Consider the following 26,338-nt stretch of genomic DNA (forward strand, 5'->3'; position numbering starts at 1 on the left):
AGAATGCTGAGCTTAATTATAAGCATCTATTAACTGACGAAGATTAACTTAAAATAATTGATATGAATAAAAATATCCGAAATTTTTCAATTATTGCCCATATCGATCATGGCAAATCAACTCTATCCGATCGCATCATCCAAATTTGCGGCGGTTTGTCTGACCGAGAAATGGCAGCCCAAGTTCTCGATTCAATGGATCTAGAACGTGAACGTGGTATTACGATTAAAGCACAAAGTGTCACACTCGACTTTCATGCGAAAGATGGTCAGACATATCAACTTAATTTTATCGATACGCCAGGTCATGTGGACTTTTCATATGAAGTATCACGCTCACTAGCCGCTTGTGAAGGGGCATTATTGGTTGTTGACGCGGGTCAGGGCGTTGAGGCTCAAACATTAGCAAACTGTTATACTGCTATTGATATGAATTTAGAAGTTGTACCTATTTTAAATAAAATCGACTTACCTGCAGCAGAACCTGAACGCGTTGCGCAAGAAATAGAGGACATTGTAGGTATTGATGCATCGGATGCTGTACGTTGCTCTGCAAAAACAGGGGTTGGTGTGGTCGATGTGCTTGAACGTTTGGTTCAAGAAATTCCACCACCGGTTGGGGACAGCTCCGCACCGTTACAAGCATTAATTATTGACTCTTGGTTTGATAATTATTTGGGCGTAGTTTCATTGATTCGTGTTAAAAATGGTGAATTGCGTAAAGGCGATAAAATTAAAGTTATGAGTACGGGTATGACTTATAACGTTGATCGTTTAGGTATTTTCACGCCAAAACAAGTCGATAAAGAGATACTCGCTTGCGGCGAAGTGGGTTGGGTTGTATGCGCAATTAAAGATATTTTAGGCGCGCCAGTCGGTGATACGCTAACGCTTGCTCGTCATCCTGCTGATAAACCATTACCGGGTTTTAAAAAAGTGAAACCTCAAGTCTATGCAGGACTGTTTCCAACAAGCTCTGATGATTATGAAGGGTTTCGCGATGCATTAGGTAAATTAAGTCTTAATGATGCTTCATTGTTCTATGAACCGGAAAGTTCAACGGCTTTAGGTTTTGGTTTCCGTTGTGGTTTCTTAGGTTTACTGCACATGGAAATTATTCAGGAACGACTTGAGCGTGAATATGATCTTGATCTTATTACAACAGCGCCAACAGTGGTTTACGAAGTCCTGACAACAACAGATGAAACCATCTATATTGATAGTCCATCTAAACTTCCAGCTATCAATAACATTCAAGAATTACGTGAACCGATTGCAGAATGTAATATTTTGGTTCCCCAATCTTATTTAGGGAATGTTATTACGTTATGTATTGAAAAACGCGGTGTACAAACTAATATGGTATATCACGGTAACCAAGTTGCGTTAACCTATGAAATTCCAATGGCTGAAGTGGTACTTGACTTTTTTGATAAACTCAAATCAACGTCTCGCGGTTATGCCTCATTAGACTATGGTTTTAAACGATTCCAAACCGCTGATATGGTGAGGTTGGATGTGTTAATTAATGGTGAACGAGTTGATGCATTAGCGTTAATTACTCACCGTGATAATGCACCTTACCGTGGACGTGAATTAGTTGAAAAAATGAAAGATTTAATTCCACGTCAACAGTTTGATATCGCAATCCAAGCTGCGATTGGTAACCACATTATCGCGCGTTCAACGGTAAAACAGTTGCGTAAAAACGTTTTAGCAAAATGTTATGGTGGTGACGTAAGCCGTAAGAAAAAACTACTACAAAAACAAAAAGAGGGTAAAAAGCGCATGAAACAAGTTGGTAATGTTGAATTACCACAAGAAGCGTTTTTAGCTATCTTACATGTGGGTAAAGAGTAATTAATTTAAGCGAGGACTTACAATGGCTGGAATGTTCGCTATTATATTAACATTAGCAACTTTTGGTACTGGGATTTTATGGTTTCTGGAAAAATTTAAATGGAAGCCAGCAAGACAACGTAAAGTTGAAGAAGTCAGAAAACAGACTGATGGTAAAATTGATGGTAAAATTTTAGCTCAAGTTGGGAGCCCAAAGGGTTGGGTTGACTCATTAGCCTCATTTTTTCCCGTGTTATTTGTGGTATTTGTGATTCGTTCATTTTTGTTTGAACCGTTTCAAATTCCGTCTGGTTCTATGATGCCAACCCTACTTGTTGGCGATTTTATTGCAGTACAAAAATACTCGTATGGTCTAAAAGATCCGATTACAAATACAACCATTATTCCAACGGGTCATCCTGAACGTGGTGACATCGCGGTATTTAAAGATCCACGTAATCCAACGGTTGACTTTGTGAAACGTGTGGTTGGTGTACCAGGTGATAAAATTGTTTATCAACCAAGCACAAAAGAACTGATGATTTATCCTGCATGTGAGGTTGCTGATAGTGATTGTAAAGCGCAACAATCTAGCGCTTTAAACCTTCACTATAGTAATATCACGGTAAGTGATTGGAAAGAAGTGTTCAGTGAAAAACAGACTAATTTTTATACTGATGAACAATATAAAACACTTGATTTACCTAAGGATGGTTCTGTTTTAGCATTTGCCTTAAACACCAGACAAGAAACGCTCGGTGAGCAGCAACATGATCTACTCTTGTTACCAATGTCTGTTCATGGATTAAGTGACTTATATAAACAAGAAGGTCAAAAAGCAGGGGAATGGGTCGTACCAGATGGCTACTATTTTATGATGGGTGACAACCGCGATAATAGTGATGACAGCCGTTTCTGGGGATTTGTACCAGAAAAGAATTTTGTTGGTAGAGTGTCTGCAATTTGGATTAGTTTTGAAAAACAACCTAATGAATGGCCAACCGGTATTCGTTTTAGTCGAATTGGTGGTGTTCACTAATCGAGTTCAATGCCTATTAACTCCGTCAACAATATGCTAAAATTTTAAGCGTCCATTTATGGGCGCTATTTTTATATAATAAATTAAAATAAATTGGATACAAAATTTGGGAAGTGTTCCTAAAAGAATAAGTAGAGATGTTATGAAACAAAATAAACAACAATTAGCCAAACTACAGCAATTAATTGGCTATGAGTTTAATGATATAACACTATTATCAAAAGCACTCACACATCGTAGTGCAGATAAATCTCATAATGAACGACTAGAGTATTTAGGTGATTCAATTTTGAGTTTTGTCATAGCTGAGGCCCTATTTAAGCAGTTCCCGTTGGTCGATGAAGGGGATTTAAGTCAAATGCGTTCAACACTCGTTTGTGGTGAAATGTTAGCCGTTATTGGTCAAAGTTTTGGTATTGGTGATTGTTTAATCTTAGGTCAAGGTGAACTCAAAAGTGGTGGTCACCGACGTGAGTCAATTATTTCTGACGCGGTAGAAGCGATCATTGGGGCAATGTATTTAGATAGTAATATCGAAGTTGTTAAGCAACGTATTCTAAACTGGTATCAAAGTCGCTTGCAAGAGATTCAACCTGGCGTTAAACAAAAAGATGCTAAAACAAGATTACAAGAATATTTACAAGGTATTCATCAAGCTAGACCGATTTACTTGATTGTGGAAGTGATTGGTAGTGATCATGAGCAAGAATTTGTTATTCAATGTAAATTGGATAATGACGATAATCAATATATGGGGCGGGGCGTTAATCGACGCAAAGCCGAACAAGCGGCAGCTCAAGCTGCAATAAATAATTTAGGTATTAAATGACAGAACAAATAATGAAGAACGATGATGTATCGCACTGTGGCTTTGTCGCTATTGTCGGTCGACCTAATGTGGGTAAGTCAACATTACTCAATCAGATATTAGGACAAAAAATTTCGATTACTTCACGTAAAGCACAGACGACCCGTCATCGCATCTTAGGTATCGATACGCAAGGTCATGATCAGGTGATTTATATTGATACACCCGGTCTGCATATTGAAGAAAAACGCGCAATTAACCGTTTAATGAACCGGGCAGCCAGTAGCTCAATCGGTAATGTCGAATTAATTTTATTTGTTGTTGAAGGAACACATTGGACCGAAGACGATGAAATGGTGGTCAATAAGCTCAAAGATGTGAAGTGTCCCGTATTACTGATCATCAATAAAATCGACAATGTCCAAGACAAAACTAAATTATTACCTCATATTCAAGAGATTAGCCAAAAGCTAAATTTTATGGACGTCGTGCCAATTAGCGCTGAAAAAGGTGAAGGCATTGATATTATTAAATCAATTGTTAAAAAGCATTTACCAGAAGGGCAACATCATTTTCCAGATGATTATATTACCGATCGCTCACAGCGTTTTATGGCGGCAGAAATTATTCGTGAAAAACTGATGCGCTTTTTAGGGGATGAATTACCTTACTCAGTGACGGTTGAAATTGAACAGTTTAAAGTTGATGAACGCACGGGAATGTATCGTATTAATGGTTTGATTCTTGTTGAACGCGATGGTCAGAAGAAAATGGTCATTGGTAATAAAGGCGAAAAAATTAAAAAAATTGGTATTGAAGCGCGTAAAGATATGCAAGAGTTCTTTGAAACAAAAGTGCATTTAGAATTATGGGTTAAAGTCAAAGCTGGTTGGGCTGACGATGAACGCGCACTAAGAAGCCTTGGGTATAGTGACGAAGGTTAATAATTTATTGATAATGAGGGTGTGATTACCCTCATTATTTGTATAGTGCCTTAATCATGATTATAGCAGTTTGGTTAAATAATCGCGTAAGGCATCAAACTCATAGTCGCCATTGTATTTTTGACCATTGATATAAACAGAAGGGGTGCCATTAACGCCACTTCTAAGTCCACTCTCAATATCACTATCAATTTTACTCGTAATTTGTTTATGTGAAAAATCACTTTCAAAATCTTGCTTATCAATTCCTAACTGTTGTGCATATGCAATTAAATGAGTATCACTTAATGCATTTTGATGTTCATACAGTTTATCATGCATTGACCAAAATTGGTCATATTTTGCTGCAATTTCGCTAGCTATTGCAGCATGTAACGCATCTGGGTGCATCTCTAACGGAAAGTTTCTGAATACAAATTTAAGATTATCACCAAAATGTTGTTGTAATGCTTTAACGACATAATAAAAGTCACCACAATATGGGCATTGATAGTCACCGTATTCAACCAATTCTATGATAGCATCTTTATTCCCTTGGATATGGTCTTGATCACTAACAGGTGGTTTTAAAGACATGCACTGTTTCTCCTAAGCTAATGTTTCTAAAGCATCTAAGACACCATCTACACCCGGATTAATTCCTTCAGGTGACAAATAGCTCCATCGAATAAGGCCTTTCTCATCAATTAAATAGATGGCACGTAAGCTTGTCCCGTTACTTGAATTATAAGCTTCATAGGTTTTTGAAATAGCACCTTTGGGTTCAAAATCAGATAATAAAGGGAAATGAAAATGGCGGTTTTCGGTAAAGGCTGTGTGCGACCATATGCTATCAACAGAAATGCCAAGCACTTGAGCATTATGTTTTTCAAATAGTTTTAGTGATGTATTAAAAATGGATAATTCATCACCACATACGGGACTCCAATCTGCAGGATAAAAAACTAAAATCACTTTTTTACCAAGTAGTTCACTGAGTGAGACTTGCTGATCAGGTGTTGAGTTCAACTTAAAATTAGGTGCTTTGGTGCCATTTGCTAACATAAAATACCTCATTGTTAAAAAAAACAGGTCGTATATTGCCGTTAAATCAGGATCTTAATTTAATCGATAATCGGCTTAGTATAACGCGATTTATTTCTATCTAGGTAGTTTATCTATTGCATTTTTGAATAAAATTTAAGCTCAATAGATTAGTCATTTGCAAATTCGTCTAGCGCTATATCACTAATCTCACTTTTTATTGGTTTTTTGACTTCAATCCCCATTTCTCTAAATTGTTCAATTTGACCAATAATATTGCCACGCCCTTTAGACAGTTTATTCATCGAACTATGGTAAGTATGTTGAGCTTTGTCCAAACTATTGCCTAAACTTTCCATATCTTCAATAAATCCTCGAATTTTATCATAAAGCTTACCTGCTCTATCTGCAATCAGTTCAGCATTGCGGTTTTGATATTCATAACGCCATAAATTATTAATGGTGCGTAAAGCAACTAATAAGGTAGTTGGACTTACGATCATAATATTTTGTTTTAGTGCATCATTAATCAATGACGGATCTTGATCGATCGCCGCTAAAAATGCAGGCTCAACAGGGATAAACATTAAAATATAATCAAGTGATTTGACGCCATTTAATTTATGATAATCTTTTTGACTTAGCTGTTTAATGTGACTACGTACAGCAATTAAATGTTCTGCCATTGCTTTATGTTTTACGTGTTCATCATCGCTATTAAAATAACGTTCATAAGCGATCAGAGTAACTTTAGAATCGATAATTACATCATTACCCTGTGGCAAATGCACGATAACATCCGGTTGTAGTCGTTGATTATTTTCATTACTTAAGCTGACTTGCAAGTCATATTCATAACCTTCGCGTAGACCTGAGTTTTCTAATATTCGATTAAGGATCACTTCCCCCCAATTACCTTGTGTTTTATTATTACCTTTTAAGGCATTGGTTAAGTTAATCGCTTCTTTTGCCATTTGGTCATTTAACTTTTGCAGATTACGAATTTCAAAAGTGAGAGTGTGGCGTTCTTTAGCCTCTTGACCAAAGCTATCTTGAACTTGCTTTTTAAAGCCCTCTAATTGATCTTTCAATGGCGACAGTAAATGATGCAGACTCTGTTTATTTTGTTCTTCTAATTTTTTGCCACTTTGATCAAAAATTCGATTAGCTAGATTCTCAAACTGTTCATTAAGCCGTTGTTCACTTTGAATAAGAATTTTTTGTTTTTCGGCTTCTTGAATTTTAACTTCTTCAAGACGGGTTTTTAATTCACTGTTTTCAATACTGATTTCAAGATGGTGTTGCCTTATTTGTGCAAGCTCAAGTTGTAATGTTGTCACATCGTTTAAAAGCACCCGATTATCCATTACTTTTTGTTCTAATTGCATTACGAATAATTGTTGTTGTGTTTTATCGTGTAGGCGTAACTTGATAATCCAGATAATTAAGACACAAACGAATAGCACTACAAAAAGTACAATAGGCAATAAAAACTGATCAATCAGTAGTGAAAGCGCCATTACGCGTTCTCCAAATTAAAACTCATTACTTGACTTATGGTTTGTTGTTTTAATGCCAGCATAATTAATCGGTCTAAGCCAACGGCGACGCCAGAACATTCGGGAAGTCCTGCTTCCATTGCTGCAAGTAAGTACTCATCAATAACTTGTGCTGGTATACCATTAGCAAGACGTTCTTGATTGTCTCGTTCAAATCGCGCACGTTGTTCTTTTGCGTTGACTAATTCCTTAAAACCATTTGCTAACTCAACGCCTTGATAATAAAATTCAAATCGTTTTGCAGTGCGATGGTCTTCACAGCAAATTTCAGCTAGTGCAGCTTGTGATGCAGGAAAATGATAGACGACAGTTGGCTTGTTTTGCCCAATTTTAGGTTCAATACCAAACGTAAACAATACTTGTAATAGCGTATCGATATCGACATCTTTAGTATCAAAGCCTAATTCTAATCCTTCAATTGCCTCAGTGAGTTGTTCACGGCTTGTATCAAAAGGATCGATATTGATATATTTAATAAATGCACTTTGATAACTAATATGTTCAGCCGGTTCGCTATCCAAGACTAATTGGAACAGGTCATCTACTTCGTTAATCATCTGCATCATATCAAATTGAATTCGATACCATTCTAACATGGTGAACTCTGGATTGTGGTAACGACTAATCTCTTCTTGATTACGAAAACATTTACAGATTTGAAATATCGGGCCACTACCAGCAGCAATCAATCTTTTCATATGATATTCAGGACTGGTAATTAATGACAGTTTTTGACCTTGCTGTAAATCAACAATACCCGGTTTGCTAAAAATGGTTTCAAATGAGCTTAAATGCCGATCTGTTACCGCAGCTTGGCTTAAAATAGGGGTTTCAACTTCAAGAATACAGCGGTCAGCAAAAAATTCACGGACTTTTTTTATTATTTTGGCTCGTTTTAATAATAGATCAATTGGCGCTGTTGGTTGCCAATTCGCGGAATTTATCATAACTTGATTAACTCTTTTGCAATAAATATGAATAACAAAATGTCATTAAAATGGATACTTAGTTTAAATAAATTAAACTAAGAATTAAAGGTAATAATCACTGATCATTGATGAACGATACATAATGTGATTACTTTATCATTAAAATGTTAACTTCGCATTATTTTTGCGAAATAGATCGCCATATAACACGTCAGAAAATAGATTTAATGATCTATTGCGTATTGTACCAGTATGGTCACTTATGTAAAGTTTACGATGAAATCAGCGGGTTTTTCATTATTTGAATTATTAATTGTCATTATGATTGTGGCGATATTGTCTTTGATTGGGGTTAATAATTGGCGAGATCTTAAGTTACGTAGTGAATTATCGATTGTTACGCTTAATATTGTCCAATTTTTACATGATGTTAAAACTCATGCTAATTTTTATAATAACACACAGCATCTCTTTCTTGTAAAGCGTAATACATACCAATGGTGTCTTGTCGCAAGTGTGAATGAACAACTACCAAACGAATGTAACGATCGATTTAATTATATCCATGTACATGGTGAAATCGACATTGTTGGGGAATATAGCCGGGCATTGAGTAGTTTTTATGGGAGACGCAGTACTGCAAAAGCTGTCACGATAAAGCTAAAGAATCAAATTGGGGAAAGCCGTATTATCATTTCTGTCCCAGGTCGTATTCGTTATTGCAGTTATCGTACTTATTTAGCGGGACTGCCAAAATGTTAAATCGTGGATTCACCTTACTTGAAATGTTACTGGTTTTAATCATGATTGCAATGATTACCAGCAGCATCATGGCATTTTATCCGAGGTGGCATTTTAGTCTTATTGCTGAATTTCAAAAAAATCATTTGCGACAGGCAACCACACAAGCATTATCTGGTTTAATCAAGGATATTAAGCGGGCAGGTTTTATTGCAAATATCCCCTCGACTGTTAGGCAATCCGCTATTGATATTAATACCATGGGTAACTGTATCATTATCCGGTATGATGCAAATAGTCGTGGTAATTGGCACTATGATCCTATCAATCCTCAATTATCTGATATTTTTGCATACCGCTATGTAAAACATAATTTAGAATCACAAACGGGAGTCGAACATTGTAAAAACACCGCTAGTCGTTGGGAAAAGTTATTTGATCCTAATGAAATTATATTAACCGATTTTAACGTATCTCAGCACAACCATTATATTAAGTTAAGACTCAGCGTATCATTAAAATATCATACTAAAATTGACTATCATGTTATGTTATATATTAAAAATGAAAATAGTTAAATTAACGAACATGACCGAGCAAGGTTTTAGCACCATGGGAATGGTCTTGGTATTATCATTATTGGGGGGGATTTTATTAGCAGGATTAAACAAACTTGTTTTATCTCAACAAAGGCATTTAAATCAACAAAAAGATTATTATCATGCAGTAAATCATACATTATCATCTTTACAGTGGTCTACCACATTAAATTGGCTTGCTGCAACTGAGCAGTGGCAATGCCAATATCACCAGCACGCTAAATTTTCTGTCTGTATTAAATCTTCCCGATTGACAGCAAGCCATTTTATTTTGGTTAAGGGGCAGTATGGTGAAGTAAAACACTATCATTTAGCAAGCTTAAGTCATGGTAAACTGATTATGGAAAAAGGGCATTGGCTTGACTATTGTCCGGAAAAACAGAGTGCGGATTGTGATGAATAATCATAAACAAAATGGTATAGCGTTATTCGAAGTATTAATAACAATAGTAATTTTATCGATTAGCTTATTAAGTTTAGTCAAACTACAAACCGTATTAGTGACGCATTTAGAACGAACAACTCAGCAGTTAAATGCACAACATCTGGCATTTCAAATATTAGAGATCTATCCGCAATTTTTGCCTGAAATGGTACCAACAGGTTGGCAATACCAAATACACACTACACAAGCAGAACAAAATTGTATGATTATTAAAGTGATTGTTCAACCACCTTTAGGTAAGCAAGTTACTCAAGAAAGGTGGTTTTGTAAAACATAAATAATATTATGATTTATTATTTGGTGGTCTTTTATTACGACGCTGATTAAATGGGCGAGGCGCTTTCGGTTTGGGTAAATCCGTTAATAACGCACTTGGATCGTAATGACTGACTGGGATCGGATGACCAATAACATTTTCAATGGCAGGTAAATTGTGTGAATATTTTTCACAAGCAAATGAGATTGAATGGCCATCATCACCTGCACGGCCAGTACGGCCAATTCGATGTCGATAATCATCACAATCATCCGGTAAATCGTAGTTAAACACATGGGTAACATGGGGGATATGTAGCCCTCTAGCTGCAACATCCGTTGCTACTAAAATATCTAAGTCACCTTGTGTAAATTTTTCTAATACGGCTAAACGTTTTTTCTGTGCAATATCACCATTTAGTAACCCAACGCGGTGACCATCAGCGGCTAAATGTCGCCAAATTCTTTCACAGGTGATTTTTGTATTCGCAAAAATGATTGCACGGTCAGGCCACTCTTCTTCAACAAGTGTTTGTAATAAAGGCAATTTATCTTCATTTGAAGGGAAAAATAGCTCTTCTTTAATACGGTGCCCGATCTTTTGTTCAGGTTCCACTTCAATATATTTTGGTTCATTCATATGCTCAAATGCAAGCTCGCGCACGTTATGGGAAAGCGTTGCTGAAAATAGCATCGTTAAACGCTGTTTTGGCGGCGGCATATGTTTAAATAACCAACGAATATCACGAATGAAACCTAAATCGAACATACGATCTGCTTCATCTAATACCGCGACTTGAATCGCATCTAAGTTTATATAATTCTGTTTTGCATAGTCAATTAAACGACCTGTTGTAGCAATTAAAATATCAACACCATCGGCTAATACTTTGAGCTGTTTATCGTAACCATCACCACCAAAAGCGAGCCCTAATTGTAAACCCGTCACTTCAGATAATGTCTTGGCATCACTATGAATTTGTACCGCCAGCTCTCTGGTAGGCGCTAAAATAATGGCTCTTGGTTGATTCTTTTTGTGGTTTTCAGATGGTTTATGATTTAACAAATAGTTAAAGGTTGCAGTTAAAAAAGCAATGGTTTTGCCTGTTCCTGTTTGACCTTGACCCGCAATATCATGTCCTTTTGCCGTGAACGCTAACGATTTTTCCTGAATAGGCGTACAGTAAGAAAAACCATTTTTTTCAAGTGCAGTTAACACCAATGGGTGTAACCCAAATTGGTCAAAACGTGTTTTCGTAAGATAGGATTGTGTCATATAGATGTTTTACTTTGTTATTTTGTCAAAATTCTCGTGAGTATAACACATCAAATCTAAATACAGCACTAATTATTCCTTCCTATCATATCAATTACTAGTGAAGCACTAAAAACTAGCATAGAATTGCTCAACATAACAAATAATTTACTAACCAATGGTAAACGACCGTAGGAGAATAAAATGAGTAACGCTATTGTTTCATTAACAGAAGCTGATTTTGATAAAACCCTTGCTGGCGCAACTAAACCGGTTTTAGTTGATTTTTGGGCAGATTGGTGTGGTCCATGCAAAATGATAGCGCCAATTCTTGAAGAAATCGCTCAAGAATATGGTGACAAAGTGGTAGTTGCTAAATTAAACGTTGACCAAAACCCAAGCATTTCACCAAAATTTGGTATTCGTGGTATTCCAACGCTATTATTATTTAAAGATAGTAAAGTTGTTGCAACCCAAGTGGGAGCCCTGTCAAAACTCCAGTTAAAAACGTTTCTTGATAATCATCTTTAAACGTGACTAATGATTACCTTTGCAAGTTGATTGCAAAGGTAATGTCTTGCTTTTTTTCAGTAGATTTTTACACTAGAATTATGGGTTATGATAGTTTTTTAACGAAAAATATCGAATCTATCATCCCTTAACTCTTATTGCCTATCCTTAACATCGACGTATTAATTGTTTTAATTGAATAATAGCGGCGGCTAATTCTTCGACCGATTTATGTGTTGTTGACAAATAAGGTATATCAAAACGTTTGAATAGGGATTCAGCTGTTCTTACTTCATAATCACAATGAGTTTGATTGGCATATTTAGAATTTGGACGTCGTTCTTGCCTGATGCGGCTTAAGCGTTGATAATCGATTGTTAAGCCAAATAATTTACTGCGATGATTTTTAATCATTCTTGGTAGCTGAGCATGATCAAGATCTTCTGGGGTAAGGGGATAATTGGCTGCTAAAATTCCATATTGCAACGCCAAATAAAGACAGGTTGGTGTTTTACCCGAACGAGACACTCCAATTAAAATGATATCTGCCTCATCATAATTTTTTTCAGTAATTCCGTCATCATTATTTAACGCAAAATTAACCGCCTCCATGCGTTCATCGTAACGCTTCTCATTGATTATGCCATGTGTTAAGCCAACTATCATGCTAGACGGTTTTTGTAACACGCCTTCTAATGAAGGGATGAAGGTATTAAAAAAATCGATATGGAATATGGCATCATGGTAATCAAAAACGGTTCTAAGTTCTGCGTTAACTAAACTGGAAAATACAATGATTTTTTCGTCACGTCGCTGCGCGCATTCTAAAATCTGTTCAAGCAAGCTTTCTGCTCGTTGCATTGAATCAACAAAGGGCACTGTTGTGCATTCAAACGCTATCCCATTAAATTGATTAAGCAATGAGTTACCTAAATTTTCGGCAGTCACGCCAGTTCTATCTGATATAAAAAAAACAGCACGGGTTGCGTTCATTGCATATCCATTTAAGTTAGATAATTCACTAATATTGAATTTTTATACTGCTATTGTAAAAAAATTGCAAGAATTAATCTGCTTTAAACGTTTCAGTAAAAAAACGACATTGTTATTCGTGTACTTACATGATAAAACTGGTTTTAGCACATTTTCCTCATTTTATAATAAATACTCTTAAATTATCTGTACCAGATATAAAACGCTAAGTTGTTAAAAGTAGTAGTAATTAAATTTTACACGTCATTAACGTTAATTATTAGGAGGCTATATGGTGATGCAGAACGTAATTTGGTTCGACGAGTTACGTATGGGAGATGTCGAAAATGTGGGGGGGAAAAATGCCTCATTGGGTGAGATGATTAGTCAACTTAAATCCAAAGGCGTTCGAGTCCCTGGTGGATTTGCGACAACTGCGTATGCCTATCGATGTTTCCTTGCTCAAAATAACCTAGCGCAGCGTATAAAGGATCGCTTAGGGATATTGGATATTGAAGATATTAATGAGCTTGCAAAAGCGGGTAAGCAGATTCGGCAATGGATTATTGATACGCCTTTTACCGCCGAATTTGAAGCGGATCTTACGATAGCATGGCAACAAATGGTTGCAGAGTATGGTGACGACCAATTATCAGTCGCTGTACGCTCATCAGCTACTGCCGAAGATTTACCTAATGCATCTTTTGCTGGTCAGCAAGAAACGTTTTTAAATATTCGTGGAATCACGAATTTGATTGACGCTATCAAACATGTTTTTGCCTCACTCTATAATGACCGTGCGATTTCTTATCGAGAACATCAAGGTTTTGAACATGATAAAGTCGCATTATCGGTTGGCGTACAAAAAATGGTGCGAAGTGATCATGGGGCATCCGGCGTTATGTTTACAATGGATACTGAATCCGGCTTTGATAAGGTTGTTTTTATTACAGCCGCCTATGGACTTGGTGAAACCGTCGTGCAAGGTGCTGTAAATCCCGATGAGTTTTATGTACACAAAGCGCTATTGCAAGATGGCTATCCCGCGATTTTACACCGTGGCTTAGGTTCAAAATTGATAAAAATGGCGTTTACTGATGAGTGCAGTGCCAATAAATCAATTTGTACGATAGATGTCCCTAAATCACAACAACATCAGTTTTCAGTTACCGATAATCAAGTTTTAGAATTGGCGCAATATGCTATCACAATTGAAACACATTATGGATGCCCTATGGATATTGAATGGGGGCTTGATGGCATTGATGGCAAACTTTATATTTTACAAGCCAGACCAGAGACAGTTAAATCACAAGAATCGCAGGTTAATTTAACCCATTATCATCTTAAAAATACTTCAGAAGTAATTTGCCATGGCCGAGCAATAGGGCAAAAAATTGGTCAAGGTGTTGCAAAAATTATAGATAGTATTAATGATATGGATAAGGTGCAACAGGGGGATGTTTTAATCACTGATATGACCGATCCTGATTGGGAACCTATTATGAAACGAGCTTCAGCAATTGTTACCAATCGAGGAGGGCGTACTTGCCATGCTGCAATTATTGCCCGTGAATTGGGGATACCAGCAATTGTAGGCTGCGGTAACGCCACGTCATTGATTGCAGAAGGTGAGAAGATTACAGTTTCTTGTGCAGAGGGGGATACAGGCCATGTTTATAAAGGCTTGTTAAACGTAGAACGTTCACAAATTGACCTAACAGAAATGCCTCAAATTCCATTAAAAATTTATATGAATGTCGGCAATCCTGAACTGGTATTCGGATTTGCAAAGCTGCCGAATGATGGCGTTGGGCTTGCTCGAATGGAATTTATCATTAATCGTCAAATTGGCATCCACCCAAAAGCATTACTTGAATTTGATATGCTAAATTCAGATTTAAAACAAACAATTACAAATCGGATATCCGGTTATCTTTCGCCAAAAGAGTTTTATATTGAAAAACTCACAGAAGGAATTGCGCGGATTGCAGGCGCTTTTTATCCTAAACGAGTTATTTTAAGAACCTCTGATTTTAAATCTAATGAGTATGCCAATTTAATCGGTGGAACCTTATATGAGCCGCATGAAGAAAATCCCATGCTTGGTTTTCGTGGCGCAGCGCGCTATATTTCGACAGAATTTAGAGACTGTTTTGAACTTGAGTGCGAAGCGATTAAACGTGTCCGATCTAAATTAGGACTTAAAAATCTTGAGATAATGATTCCTTTTGTCAGAACGTTAGATGAAGCAAAAGTGGTTAATGAAATATTACATCATCAAGGATTACAACGTGGAGTAGACGGATTAAAACTCATTATGATGTGCGAACTGCCATCAAATGCCGTATTAGCTGATGAGTTTTTAGCGTATTTTGATGGTTTTTCAATAGGATCAAATGATATGACTCAGCTGACGCTTGGAACTGATCGGGATAGCGGGGGGCCCATAGCGGCAACATTTGATGAACGAAACCCCGCTGTTAAAGCTATGTTGAAAATGGCAATCAATGCCTGTAAAAAACAACAAAAATATATTGGTATCTGTGGGCAAGGGCCATCAGATCATCCTGATTTTGCAAAATGGTTGGTTGAGCAAGGCATAGATAGTCTATCATTGAACCCTGATACAGTGATTGAGACATGGCTTTTCTTAGCACAACAAAACACTAATACATGATGATCCTTAATGGACAAACCGCTGGATAAGCGGTTTATTTTTTTATCATTATTTTATTTTATACGCTGTATCAGATGATAAATTGCGCTATAATCGAAATGACATATTGTTTGATTTGCTTCAGGCTCATATAATCCATGGAGGAAATACTATGTACCAATCAATTTTAGTTCCTGTCGATGTGGTTGAAAAAGAATTAACGAAAAAAGTGCTCCCTCATGTGGAGTATCTTGCCAAATTATCTCATGCTAAAGTAAAACTCTTTCATACTTTACCTGTCGCATCCGCTATTGTTAATGCCTATTCATTTGGTTTCGAAGAATTTCAAGATAAAGCGACTGTGCAGGCCGAAAAGTGGTTAAATGAATTAATCAATACGATTGATTTACCTAAGGAAACCCTCTCATATGCAATAGCATTTGGTAATCCGCGAGACGAAATATTGACCATTGCAGATGAGCTTAAGCCAGATCTCATTATTATTGGTTCAAGAAGACCAAATATTTCTACGCATTTACTTGGTTCAAATGCCGCAGCAGTTGTGAGACACGCTAAAACCGCTGTGTTAGTGATTCGATAATCCCGTCGCCCGCTCAATGTGCGGGCTTTCCATTCCGGATTAATTCAAATGCATTACATCGATTTTGGGTAAATTAACTTATTCAATATTAAAAAAATATCGGCAAAGTATGATAGTTACCATTGATGATAATGATAATTGTTTTTATTTAAATAACGTTATATATTATATTTGCTTCTGCACTTAGACAGCAAAAGACTATCATAGTCGCTATTTAGTAATGACGACATAACGTAATATTTACACAATACGAACTGATATTTAATACTGTTTTATCAAATTTTCGATCAAGACAAGCGTTCAATTTCACACTATTCAGTATATAATGCGTGTTAAAATTATGAGAAGTAGTTGCTATGAAAGAATTTGATTGGCCAATTAGGGTCTATTATGAAGATACGGATGCCGGTGGTGTAGTATATCACGCACGATACTTAGCATTTTATGAGCGAGCACGGACAGAAATGTTACGGCAATGTAATGTGAGCCAACAAGCTCTACTTGATGAACTTGGTGTCGCATTTGTGGTAAAAAAAATGAGTATTGAATATATTTTCCCTGCTCGTTTAGATGATTTACTTGTTGTTCATAGTGTGATTGAGAATGTGCGTCGTGCATCGTTAGTGTTTAAGCAAAAAATCATTGATCAAAGCGGTCGTATCTATAGTGAAACTGAAGTATTAATCGCTTGTGTTGATCTTAATAAAAAGAAACCTTGTGTATTTCCTGAGTTATTTATTTCGGAGTTTTTATAAGTGGAAGATATGAATATTGTTGATTTGTTCCTTGGAGCAAGTCTGTTAGTTCAATGTATAATGCTATTATTGCTTGGTTTTTCAGTAGTATCTTGGGCAGTTATATTTCAACGCAGTCGAATTTTGAATAAAGCCAAAAAACAGATTGATGAATTTGATGAACGATTCTGGTCTGCTGATGAGCTAAATTCCCTTTATAATGAATCGCAAAAAAATAAAGAGAATATTACCGGAACTGAACATATTTTCTATTCGGGTTTTAAAGAGTTTTCACGCTTATACCAAATAAATCCCAATATGCCTAAAGCTGCGCTTGATGGGGCATCAAGGGCGATGCGCCTTTCAATGAATCGAGAACTTGATACGCTTGAACAGCATATCCCATTTTTAGGTACTGTTGGTTCTATCAGTCCTTATATCGGTTTGTTTGGTACTGTTTGGGGGATTATGCATGCCTTTATTGCACTTGGTGCAGTAAAGCAAGCGACTTTACAAATGGTCGCACCAGGTATTGCTGAAGCACTGATTGCAACGGCCATTGGTTTGTTTGCAGCCATCCCCGCAGTAATGGCCTTTAACCGTTTAACACTTCGTGTTGGCCGTATTGAACAAGGTTATTTGAATTTTATTGATGAGTTCTCTGCAATATTGCAACGTCAAGCAGTTGCAATTAGGAAGTAATAAATATGAGTCGCAGATCACGTTATGCCACTAAATCTGAAATTAACATCGTTCCATTATTAGACGTGTTATTAGTATTAGTCTTGATTTTTATGGCCACTGCACCCATTATTAGCCAAAGTGTTGAAGTTGACTTGCCTGAGGCCTCAGAATCAAAAACAGTTGCTGCTTCAGAAAGTAAGCCAATTATTATTGAAGTTGCTGGGGTTGGGGTTTATACCTTGATCATTGATCAAGATAGACAAACCAATTTACCAAAAGAGCAAATTATTGCTGAAGTTAAACAACAGCTAGTAATGAATGAAAAAGCCGTTTTTTTAGTCGGTGGTTCTAAAAATGTACCTTATGAAGAGATCATTAATGCGTTAAATATGTTGCAATCAGCAGGCGTAAAATCTGTTGGATTAATGACACAGCCGATGTAAGTATTTTTGCCCCTATAGGGATATAGGGGCAATTTGAATATAATAATTATAATCTATTCGTTAAATAAATAATGAGACAATGTCTAACACAATATGGTTACAATGACCTTTTATGGCAAAAAAAATAAATTCTAGGTTTAGTCTTGCACTGACCACCTCAATCGTTTTACACATAGGATTAATTGCTGTACTGGGTTATAGTGCATGGCAATATTCATCCCCTTATTCAGGTGATGTAAAAGGTGAGTCGATAGATGCAATTATGATTGATAGCAGTATCATGTCAGAGCAATATCAGCGTCAACTTCAGCATCAGCTAACAAGTCAACAAGTGAAACAAAAACAACAGCAACAAATCGAACAACAAGCCAAAGAGTTACAGCAAAAACAGTTAGCTGAACAACAACGCTTAAAAGAATTAGAAAAAGAACGCCTGCTTGCGATTGAAAAACAGAAGCAAGAAGCTGATGCGATTGCGAAAGCTCAGGCTGAAAAACAAAGAATTCAACAAGAGGCTGAAAAAGCAAAAGCTGAACTTGAAGCACAACAAAAACAAGCGTTAATCGCGAAGCAAAAAGCGGATGAAGAAGCAAAACTACGTGCTCAAAAAGAATTCGAAGAAAGACAGCGCCTTGAAAAAGAGCGTAAAGAAGCCGAATTAGCGAAACAACAAGCCATTGCTGAAGCAGAAAAAGCAAAACAAGAAGCAGAAAAGCAGAAACAACTTCTTGAACAACAACGCTTAAATGCTGAAAAAGAAAAACAAGAAAAATTAAAAGCGGAACAAGATGCGAAACAAAAAGCACTTGATGAACAAAAACAGCAACAGGCACTGGATGATATTTTAGGTGGGTTGACGTCTAATGTACCACCATCCCAGCAGGGCGTCTCGACAGCTGAACTTAATCAATTTAAATCGCAAATCCATAATGCTATCAGTAATAAGTTTATTAATCCAAAGTTATACAGTGGTAAAAACTGTGTATTAAAAATTCAATTAGCGCCAGATGGACTTCTACTCAATGTGACTGCGGAAGAAGGCGATGCTACCTTATGCCGTGAAGCAATATCGGCGACTAAATTAGCCAGCTTTCCAAAGCCGAAAAACAATCAGTTATATCAACAGGTCAAAAACCTAACAATTGATTTTAGACCTAAGTAAGAATTTACATTAAACAATCAATTTACTAACAGTGTTTAACAAAAAAACGCGATAGTATATACTGATTACTATTGGTATTATTGGCTCAAAACAATATTGAATTACAGTTTAATGCTATCAAGGGGTGTCACCCGCATTAACGCTGATAATTATACAAATGATATACAATAACGTTGTTGGTATAGGTGATTAGTTTATCGCCATCAGGTGGTAAATTATAACAATAAAATTATGAAAGGAATTTTGACATGATACGATTTGCATATCGCTTTTTGATAAGCTGTTTTATTCTGTGTTATGCAGCCATTTCTATTGCGGATATTCGAATTATTATAACGGACGGGGTTAACACTGCAAAACCCATAGCCGTTGTACCGTTCAAGTGGACTGGTAATGGTGCACCACCACAAAAAATTGAAGAAATTGTTGCATCTGACTTGCGTAATAGCGGCAAGTTTAATCCAATTGAAACCCGAAATATGCCCCAGCTTCCAACGACTGCATCAGCGGTCACACCAAAAGAATGGAGTGCTCTAGGTATTGATGCGGTTGTTATTGGTAGTATCCAACCTGATGCGTCAGGAAATTATTTAATCAGTTATCAACTGGTTGACACGGTAAACAATCCTGGGGAAATCTTAGCACAAAACCAATATTCAGTTGCACAACGATGGGTGCGTTATGCCGGACATACAGCAAGTGACGAAGTGTTTGAGGCGTTAACGGGCATTAAAGGGGCATTTAGAACACGTATTGCTTATGTTGTTAAAATGAATAAAGGGCCTTACACTCACGAATTAAGAGTATCTGATTACGACGGCAATGATGAAATCACTATTCATCGCTCAACTCAACCACTTATGTCACCTGCCTGGTCTCCAGATGGTAAAAAGTTAGCGTATGTAACCTTTGAAGGTGGGCGTTCAAAGTTAGTCATGAAAACGCTTGAAACAGGTAACATAGAAACCATTGCTGCATTCCCTCAGCATAACGGTGCACCATCATTTTCACCAGATGGCAGTAAGCTTGCTTTTGCCTTATCTAAAGATGGCAGTTTAAATCTTTATGTTATGGATCTTGCAACCAAAGAGATGAAACGTATTACATCAGGCCGTAGTAATAATACTGAACCGACTTGGATGCCAGATAATAAAACGCTCGTTTACACGTCTGACCAAACTGGTCGTCCACAGTTATATACCATTACCATTGATGGCGGGATGCCGCAACGTTTAACGTGGGATGGTTCTCAAAATCAAAATGCTAAAGTATCGGCTGACGGTCGTTTTGTTGCCATGATTTCGACGAATAATGGCGATCAAAAAGTGACTAAATTTGATTTTGCATCCAATGCATATCAAACGCTAACTGATACTTTTTTAGATGAAACGCCAAGTATTGCGCCTAACGGTACCATGATTATTTACAGTTCAACGCAAGGGCTTGGTACAATATTAAACTTAGTTTCTACGGATGGTAATTTTAAGGCTAAATTACCGGGGACAGATGGGCAAGTCAAATTCCCAGCATGGTCTCCATATTTGTAATTTGATTTAATAGGTATACAATAATATACGTATTTTTCGAGGTTGATATCGGTTTGAGTTTAGTTGTTTCTGACTTCCATGATATTGCATAGGTTCGTCATATCATAGTCATAGTGAAAAACAACTAACCCTTTAATTCAATATCATTTATGATAAATTTAAGTTGTTTCAATAACTAACATAAAGTCAAAAGGAGTAGCAAAATGCAATTTTCTAAATTACTAAAGGGTGCAGTGATTGTTCTTCCACTAATTGCTGCTACTGCATGTACATCTACATCAACTAAATCAACGAATCAAGATGGTTTAACTGGTACAGATCAATCACAACAAATCCAACGTCTACAACAAATTAACACAGTTTATTTTGATTTTGATAAATACAACATCAAACCTGACTTTGCTAAAGTGTTAGATTCACATGCTGATTTCTTACGTTCTAATCCAGCACTAAGCGTTGTTATTGAAGGTCATGCTGATGAGCGCGGTACACCAGAATATAATATCGCTTTAGGTGAGCGTCGTGCAGCTGCTGTAAAAGCTTACTTACAAGGTCGTGGCGTAACCGCTAACCAAATGTCTATCGTATCTTATGGTAAAGAAAAACCGGCTGTATTAGGTCATGATGCTAAAGCATACGAAAAAAACCGTCGTGCTGTGATTGTTTACTAATCTAATTACTGCCGATTAATTTGTATCATAACGGTCGCTAAATGCGGCCGTTATTGTTTTATGTCGCAATGAAAACAGTGTTATACTATGCTAATGAATCAACTTGATAAGGGTTTATCTGATGTATAAAAAGATCGTATGTTTAATCATGCTAAGCTTGCCAATTTATAGCTATGCGAATTCAGAATTAGAACGAGTCATTCAAGCACAAGGCCAATTGCTGACAGATTCACAGCAAAAAATCACGGATTTACAATCAGAAGTTGATCAATTGCGTGGACAGTTAGAAGAAACGACGTACCAGCTTAATCAAACAATTGAACGTCAAAAAATGATTTTGCAACAATTAAATGGTATGGCACCGGCTAAAGTAAATCAAACGACTTCAAACACAGCGACTAACAATTCTTCCACTACGCTTGCGGGTTGGTCTGCAACGGGTAATGATAAAACAGATTACAATTTTATTATTAAATTTGTGATGGATGGTAAAGAATCAAAAGAAGCCATTAGCGCTTTTCAACAATTTTTAAAGGATTATCCTAAATCGTCTTACCGTGCGAACGTCAATTATTGGTTAGGACAACTTTGTTACGGTCAAGGCCGTAAAGATGATGCATCATTTTATTTTGCAACAGTTGTTAAAGATTTTCCAAAATCACCTAAAGCGGCAGATAGTTTATATAAGGTTGGGGTAATTTTGCTAGAAAAAGGTGAAAAAACAAAAGCTAAAGCCGTTTTCCAACAGGTGATTAGTCAGTATCCAAATGATAAGAACACTATTAATTTAGCGAACAACAAACTGGCAACATTAGGTTAAGTGACTAAATAACCACCTGTTAAGCAAAAAACCAATAAAAAAGGGTTGCAACATATAATAATCGCCAGTATTATAGCAACCCGAAATCGACGCTAAGTCAACAAACAAAACGTCGTTAATTTCAATAAATGCCAAGTGCATTTTCTATCAAGTGGGTCGTTAGCTCAGTCGGTAGAGCAGCGGACTTTTAATCCGTTGGTCGAAGGTTCGAATCCTTCACGACCCACCACTTTAATGAAATCACCTTATGGTGATTTTTTTGTATCTGCTATTTAATAACACTAATCAGGATGAGAACCGTGGGTTCGACAAATTTGTCTGGAACAAATTTGAATGTTGCTTTAGCAACTCGCTCGAAGAGCCGAGTCGCAGGACGCGATGAGTTAATCCTTCACGACCCACCACTTTAATGAAATCACCTTATGGTGATTTTTTTATATCTGCTAGTTAATCGCATTGATTTAGATGATAACTTGAAAAAAGATTTAACGATTCTTTTTACAAAAAAGGCATGATGTATCGTCTCCTTCTAGAGGTAAGTTGGATAGTAATCCAATTAGCATCCCAGTATGACTACTGATAAAGATCCCCTAAAATAATCATTATGTCAGCATGACAGTGACCATTTAAAAATGGTTATCGATAATAAGTATATTGCCTATTGTGTATGACGTGAAAAAATTGCTTATCAGTTCATAAAAACAAAATTTATACAAATCGATCAAAACCTATCTGATTAATCACTTTATTTTAAACTCAATTTTGTGATACATTCTGACTTCATTTATTTCCCCATTGGAATGGCTATAATGAAATTAGAAGAAATAGCACAACTTGCTGGAGTATCTAGAACAACCGCTAGCTATGTCATAAATGGTAAGGCAAAGCATTATAGGGTTAGTGATAAAACCATTGAAAAAGTGATGGAAGTTGTTAAAAAATATAATTTCCAACCCAATGCGGTAGCTGCTGGATTAAGAGCAGGTAAAACCTATTCGATTGGTTTGATTATTCCTGATCTTGAAAATATTAGTTATACTCGAATTGCAAATCATCTTGAACATAAAGTGAGAAAAGCCGGATATCAATTATTAATCTCTTGTTCAGAAGATGATCCAGAAATTGAAAAAAAATGTGTGTTTCACTTAAAACAACGCCATGCCGATGCAATTATTGTCTCGTCATCGTTCATTGCTGAGCATTCTTTTTATGATAACTGGGATAATAGCAATATTCCCATTTTGGCATTAGATAGACCTTTGCCAGCTAAAAAATTTAGAAGTATTTTAGGTGATGATAAAGCGGACTCACAAGCTTTAGCGAATGAGTTTTCAAAATTCATTACTGATCACGTTGTTTACATCGGTGCATTACCTAATATGTCGATTAGCCAATATCGCGAACAAGGGTTTAAAAAAGGGATTGCTGGCACCGATAAAAATATAACCTATTTGTATGCCAAGGATTATAGTCGTGATGCAGCCGTTGAGCTGTTTAACGAATGGTTAGATCATAATCCCGTACCATCAGCCTTGTTTGCTACGTCTTTTTCTCTCTTACAAGGTGTGATTGATGCCATATTGAGCCGTCAAAGTGCTTTACCTAAAAATATGGTGATTGCCACATTTGGTGATAACGAATTACTTGATTTTTTACCTTGTAAAGTGATCAGCTTAGCGCAAAATCATAAACACATTGCTGAAATTACGGTTGATACATTGCTCGATAGTTTAAATAACCAAAATACCTATCAACCAGGACATACAGAAATTAAACGAAATCTTAATTATCGAGGTCGTTTAAATCAAAAGCGTAGCGATCTAAACGCTGAAAACAAAATGTGATATTCATCTCATTCTAATGATTAACTGAAAAAAATATTTGCCAATTGGGCCATTTATTTGCATTATAGCTGAAACGATTCAACTGGTAAGATATTTGTATTTTGAAGTAAAAAAAAGGGGTATTTATGCTACAGCTCACAAAAGATGATATTTATCTTGATCAACAAGCTGATAATAAACAAGACGCCATTAAGAAAATTGCACACGCATTAACTGAAAACCATTTTGTTGAAGATGGTTACGTCAATGGGATGTTAGAACGCGAATCTCAAGCGGCTACTTTTTTAGGTAGTGGTATTGCAATTCCACATGGCACAACAACAACGCGTCACTTAGTAAAAAAAACGGGTGTACAAGTTTTTTGTTTTCCGCAAGGTGTCCAATGGGGTGATGATGGTGAAAAAGCCTACATTGCCATTGGTATTGCTGCAAGTTCTGATGAGCATCTCACCTTATTGCGCCAACTTACGCACGTGCTAGGTGATGAAGATGTTGAAGATCGTATAAAACAAATCAAAACGAAACAAGACGCTATTGCGTTATTAACGGGTCAAGCAAGTTCATCCGATGATGAAAATAGTATTCGCGAAGAATTATTATTGTTAGATATCCCGGCAGATGACTTGGCAACATTGCAAGCACTTAATGCATCAAGACTTAAACGTGTTGGGGCAGTTAATACGACATATTTAGCCCATTCACTTGATCAAAAGCCAACCTATCTTGGCCAAGGTGTATGGCTAAACGATAGTGTCGAGGGTAATCTTAAAAATACGGTGGTGATTAGTCGAACAAATAACCAGATTGAAGAATCCGGTAAAGCGGTTAAATTACTGATTAGTGTGTCGGCTAAATCAAGCGCGATTGACCCCATTATTGATAAGTTAGCTAACTTAGCTTATCACCAACAATTATCACTGCTTCATAATGCAACTTCAGCTCAAATCATTCAAATTTTAACCTCTGATGAAGCTGTTGATGTTGTGGCTGCAAATACGAATCAAGACGGCAATGATAGCCCTGCATCAAATAGCTCAGTTACCCGAGAGTTTACGGTTATTAATCCGCACGGTTTACATACCCGCCCTGCTTCGGTCTTGGTTAAAGTGGTCAAACAATTTGGCAGTAAAATTACGATTGCAAATCTTGACGGAACAGGTAATGCAGTGAGTGCAACGAGCTTAATGAAAATTGTGGCATTAGGTGCGAAAAAAGGCAGTCGTTTACAATTTGTTGCTGAAGGTGATGATGCGAATCAAGCGCTTGATGCCATTGGTCAAGCAATTAAAGATGGTTTGGGTGAGGGGAGCGAATAAGCATGGCACATAGAGTTGCAACATTTACCTTAAACCCAGCCTATGATTTAGTCGGTTTTTGCCCCAAAATTGAAGTTGGTGATGTAAACTTAGTTGAAACAACGGGCTTATTGGCTGCTGGCAAAGGCATTAACGTTGCTAAAGTTTTACATGACTTAGGTGATGACATTACTGTCGGTGGATTTTTAGGTAATCTTAATCGTGATGGTTTTTCATTATTATTTTCAGATTTAGGTCTACATGATAAGTTTTTAACTGTTGAAGGCCGCACCCGTATCAATGTCAAAATTACTGAGCAAGATAGTGAAGTTACCGATCTGAACTTTTCAGGTTTTAACGTTACACCACAAAATTGGCAACAATTTGTTGAACAATCACTTGCGTGGTTAACTGATTTTGATATGGTCGTCATTAGTGGTAGTCTGCCTAAAGGCATTTCACTTGATGAATTTAGTGCATGGATTGCAAATGTTAAAAAGATCTGTCCAAAATTGGTTTTTGATAGTAGCCGTGATGCTTTAATTGCAGGATTAAAAGCTAAACCATGGTTAATTAAACCGAATGATAAAGAACTCGAAATTTTAGTTGGCCATGCATTACCGACGATTGCTGATATTAAAGATGCCGCATTAACACTGGTCAAACAAGGTATTGATAATGTGGTTGTCTCACTCGGTAGTAAAGGTGCACTGTGGGTAACGAAAGATGAAGCTTGGCATGCTAAACCACCTAAATGTGAAGTTGTGAGTACTGTTGGTGCCGGTGATTCAATGGTTGCAGGTATTATTCATGGTTTGCTGTCACATTCATCCATTAAAGATACATTAGTTTTTGCCTCTGCGGTTGCCGCATTATCGGTAAGTCAGCCTGGTGTTGGAGTACCTGATAAAGCTAAACTCAATCGTATTCTTGAACAGATAGAAGTTAAGATCGGATAGGA

General features: G+C 36.7%; 27 protein-coding genes and 1 tRNA gene. 22 read left to right on the forward strand and 6 right to left on the reverse strand.

Going from position 1 to position 26,338, the window contains the following annotated elements:
- Window positions 1-62 precede the first annotated feature (62 nt).
- From lepA to era, 4 genes are all read left to right on the forward strand, one after another.
- A complete protein-coding gene (lepA, locus tag ABEA36_RS02050) occupies window positions 63-1,859 on the forward strand; it encodes a translation elongation factor 4 (RefSeq protein WP_345488295.1) in 1,797 nt (598 codons plus the stop codon).
- Between the two features lie 22 nt (window positions 1,860-1,881).
- Window positions 1,882-2,877, forward strand: coding sequence for a signal peptidase I (gene lepB, locus ABEA36_RS02055; RefSeq protein WP_345488298.1), 996 nt, complete (start codon window positions 1,882-1,884; stop codon window positions 2,875-2,877).
- 142 nt (window positions 2,878-3,019) lie between these two features.
- Entirely contained in the window at window positions 3,020-3,706 is a 687-nt protein-coding gene (gene rnc / locus ABEA36_RS02060; protein WP_345488300.1) for a ribonuclease III, read from the forward strand.
- 11 nt (window positions 3,707-3,717) lie between these two features.
- On the forward strand, window positions 3,718-4,629 hold the full coding sequence (era, locus tag ABEA36_RS02065) for a GTPase Era (protein ID WP_345490826.1): 912 nt from the start codon (window positions 3,718-3,720) through the stop codon (window positions 4,627-4,629).
- Window positions 4,630-4,689: 60 nt separating this feature from the next.
- On the opposite strand, the gene ABEA36_RS02070 is transcribed toward era, so the two are convergent.
- The 4 genes from ABEA36_RS02070 to epmA all read right to left on the reverse strand — a co-directional run bounded on the left by ABEA36_RS02070 (window position 4,690) and on the right by epmA (window position 8,158).
- The gene (locus tag ABEA36_RS02070; protein ID WP_345488303.1) at window positions 4,690-5,205 is read right to left on the reverse strand and encodes a DsbA family protein; all 516 of its coding nucleotides are present in this window, start codon (window positions 5,203-5,205) and stop codon (window positions 4,690-4,692) included.
- 12 nt (window positions 5,206-5,217) lie between these two features.
- Complete coding sequence (locus tag ABEA36_RS02075; RefSeq protein WP_345488305.1) at window positions 5,218-5,673, reverse strand: redoxin domain-containing protein; 456 nt, start codon at window positions 5,671-5,673, stop codon at window positions 5,218-5,220.
- Window positions 5,674-5,822: 149 nt separating this feature from the next.
- Window positions 5,823-7,172, reverse strand: coding sequence for a DNA recombination protein RmuC (gene rmuC / locus ABEA36_RS02080; protein ID WP_345488307.1), 1,350 nt, complete (start codon window positions 7,170-7,172; stop codon window positions 5,823-5,825).
- Window positions 7,172-8,158, reverse strand: coding sequence for an elongation factor P--(R)-beta-lysine ligase (gene epmA, locus ABEA36_RS02085; protein ID WP_345488309.1), 987 nt, complete (start codon window positions 8,156-8,158; stop codon window positions 7,172-7,174). Before epmA ends, rmuC begins: the two co-directional genes overlap by 1 nt.
- Before the next feature lie 234 nt (window positions 8,159-8,392).
- On the opposite strand from epmA, the gene ABEA36_RS02090 reads away from it, so the two are divergent.
- Genes ABEA36_RS02090 through ABEA36_RS02105 form a run of 4 tightly spaced genes read left to right on the forward strand, consistent with a single transcriptional unit; the run spans window position 8,393 to window position 10,202 of the window.
- On the forward strand, window positions 8,393-8,902 hold the full coding sequence (locus tag ABEA36_RS02090) for a prepilin-type N-terminal cleavage/methylation domain-containing protein (RefSeq protein ID WP_345488311.1): 510 nt from the start codon (window positions 8,393-8,395) through the stop codon (window positions 8,900-8,902).
- A complete protein-coding gene (locus tag ABEA36_RS02095) occupies window positions 8,896-9,459 on the forward strand; it encodes a prepilin-type N-terminal cleavage/methylation domain-containing protein (protein ID WP_345488313.1) in 564 nt (187 codons plus the stop codon). The genes ABEA36_RS02090 and ABEA36_RS02095 overlap by 7 nt, the downstream gene beginning before the upstream one ends.
- The gene (locus ABEA36_RS02100) at window positions 9,446-9,883 is read left to right on the forward strand and encodes a DUF2509 family protein (protein ID WP_345488315.1); all 438 of its coding nucleotides are present in this window, start codon (window positions 9,446-9,448) and stop codon (window positions 9,881-9,883) included. The genes ABEA36_RS02095 and ABEA36_RS02100 overlap by 14 nt, the downstream gene beginning before the upstream one ends.
- Window positions 9,876-10,202: a prepilin-type N-terminal cleavage/methylation domain-containing protein gene (locus tag ABEA36_RS02105; protein WP_345488317.1), complete on the forward strand. Its 327-nt coding sequence runs from the start codon at window positions 9,876-9,878 to the stop codon at window positions 10,200-10,202. Before ABEA36_RS02100 ends, ABEA36_RS02105 begins: the two co-directional genes overlap by 8 nt.
- 6 nt (window positions 10,203-10,208) lie before the next feature.
- Here ABEA36_RS02105 and rhlB read toward each other — a convergent pair whose 3' ends face one another.
- On the reverse strand, window positions 10,209-11,456 hold the full coding sequence (rhlB, locus tag ABEA36_RS02110; RefSeq protein WP_345488319.1) for an ATP-dependent RNA helicase RhlB: 1,248 nt from the start codon (window positions 11,454-11,456) through the stop codon (window positions 10,209-10,211).
- Between the two features lie 183 nt (window positions 11,457-11,639).
- Here rhlB and trxA point away from each other — a divergent pair, with 183 nt between their 5' ends.
- The gene (trxA, locus tag ABEA36_RS02115) at window positions 11,640-11,966 is read left to right on the forward strand and encodes a thioredoxin TrxA (RefSeq protein WP_345488321.1); all 327 of its coding nucleotides are present in this window, start codon (window positions 11,640-11,642) and stop codon (window positions 11,964-11,966) included.
- 147 nt (window positions 11,967-12,113) lie between these two features.
- On the opposite strand, the gene ppsR is transcribed toward trxA, so the two are convergent.
- Window positions 12,114-12,938, reverse strand: coding sequence for a posphoenolpyruvate synthetase regulatory kinase/phosphorylase PpsR (gene ppsR, locus ABEA36_RS02120; protein ID WP_345488323.1), 825 nt, complete (start codon window positions 12,936-12,938; stop codon window positions 12,114-12,116).
- 271 nt (window positions 12,939-13,209) lie between these two features.
- On the opposite strand from ppsR, the gene ppsA reads away from it, so the two are divergent.
- The 13 genes from ppsA (at window position 13,210) to fruK (ending at window position 26,336) form a co-directional block, all read left to right on the forward strand.
- On the forward strand, window positions 13,210-15,597 hold the full coding sequence (ppsA, locus tag ABEA36_RS02125) for a phosphoenolpyruvate synthase (RefSeq protein WP_345488325.1): 2,388 nt from the start codon (window positions 13,210-13,212) through the stop codon (window positions 15,595-15,597).
- Between the two features lie 151 nt (window positions 15,598-15,748).
- Window positions 15,749-16,177, forward strand: coding sequence for a universal stress protein (locus ABEA36_RS02130; protein WP_345488327.1), 429 nt, complete (start codon window positions 15,749-15,751; stop codon window positions 16,175-16,177).
- Window positions 16,178-16,533: 356 nt separating this feature from the next.
- On the forward strand, window positions 16,534-16,932 hold the full coding sequence (ybgC, locus tag ABEA36_RS02135; protein WP_345488330.1) for a tol-pal system-associated acyl-CoA thioesterase: 399 nt from the start codon (window positions 16,534-16,536) through the stop codon (window positions 16,930-16,932).
- Window positions 16,933-17,613 (forward strand): protein TolQ, encoded by a 681-nt coding sequence (gene tolQ / locus ABEA36_RS02140; protein ID WP_345488332.1) that lies wholly within the window; start codon window positions 16,933-16,935, stop codon window positions 17,611-17,613.
- Window positions 17,614-17,618: 5 nt separating this feature from the next.
- Window positions 17,619-18,038 carry a colicin uptake protein TolR gene (tolR, locus tag ABEA36_RS02145; protein WP_345488334.1) on the forward strand — a complete coding sequence of 140 codons (420 nt, stop codon included), beginning with the start codon at window positions 17,619-17,621 and terminating at the stop codon, window positions 18,036-18,038.
- Between the two features lie 112 nt (window positions 18,039-18,150).
- The gene (gene tolA / locus ABEA36_RS02150) at window positions 18,151-19,200 is read left to right on the forward strand and encodes a cell envelope integrity protein TolA (protein ID WP_345488336.1); all 1,050 of its coding nucleotides are present in this window, start codon (window positions 18,151-18,153) and stop codon (window positions 19,198-19,200) included.
- A 251-nt stretch (window positions 19,201-19,451) separates the two neighbouring features.
- Window positions 19,452-20,747, forward strand: coding sequence for a Tol-Pal system beta propeller repeat protein TolB (gene tolB, locus ABEA36_RS02155; protein WP_345490828.1), 1,296 nt, complete (start codon window positions 19,452-19,454; stop codon window positions 20,745-20,747).
- A 203-nt stretch (window positions 20,748-20,950) separates the two neighbouring features.
- Window positions 20,951-21,418, forward strand: a complete 468-nt coding sequence (gene pal, locus ABEA36_RS02160) for a peptidoglycan-associated lipoprotein Pal (RefSeq protein ID WP_345488338.1) — start codon at window positions 20,951-20,953, stop codon at window positions 21,416-21,418.
- A gap of 121 nt (window positions 21,419-21,539) precedes the next feature.
- Window positions 21,540-22,238: a tol-pal system protein YbgF gene (gene ybgF / locus ABEA36_RS02165; RefSeq protein ID WP_345488339.1), complete on the forward strand. Its 699-nt coding sequence runs from the start codon at window positions 21,540-21,542 to the stop codon at window positions 22,236-22,238.
- A 153-nt stretch (window positions 22,239-22,391) separates the two neighbouring features.
- Window positions 22,392-22,467: transfer RNA gene (locus ABEA36_RS02170), tRNA-Lys, on the forward strand.
- A 580-nt stretch (window positions 22,468-23,047) separates the two neighbouring features.
- Entirely contained in the window at window positions 23,048-24,082 is a 1,035-nt protein-coding gene (cra, locus tag ABEA36_RS02175) for a catabolite repressor/activator (RefSeq protein ID WP_345488340.1), read from the forward strand.
- 125 nt (window positions 24,083-24,207) lie between these two features.
- Window positions 24,208-25,398 (forward strand): fused PTS fructose transporter subunit IIA/HPr protein, encoded by a 1,191-nt coding sequence (gene fruB, locus ABEA36_RS02180; protein ID WP_345488341.1) that lies wholly within the window; start codon window positions 24,208-24,210, stop codon window positions 25,396-25,398.
- 2 nt (window positions 25,399-25,400) lie between these two features.
- The gene (gene fruK, locus ABEA36_RS02185) at window positions 25,401-26,336 is read left to right on the forward strand and encodes a 1-phosphofructokinase (RefSeq protein ID WP_345488342.1); all 936 of its coding nucleotides are present in this window, start codon (window positions 25,401-25,403) and stop codon (window positions 26,334-26,336) included.
- Window positions 26,337-26,338: the final 2 nt, after the last annotated feature.

The organism is Orbus sasakiae (assembly GCF_039542345.1).
Taxonomy (GTDB): Bacteria; Pseudomonadota; Gammaproteobacteria; order Enterobacterales; family Orbaceae; genus Orbus; species Orbus sasakiae.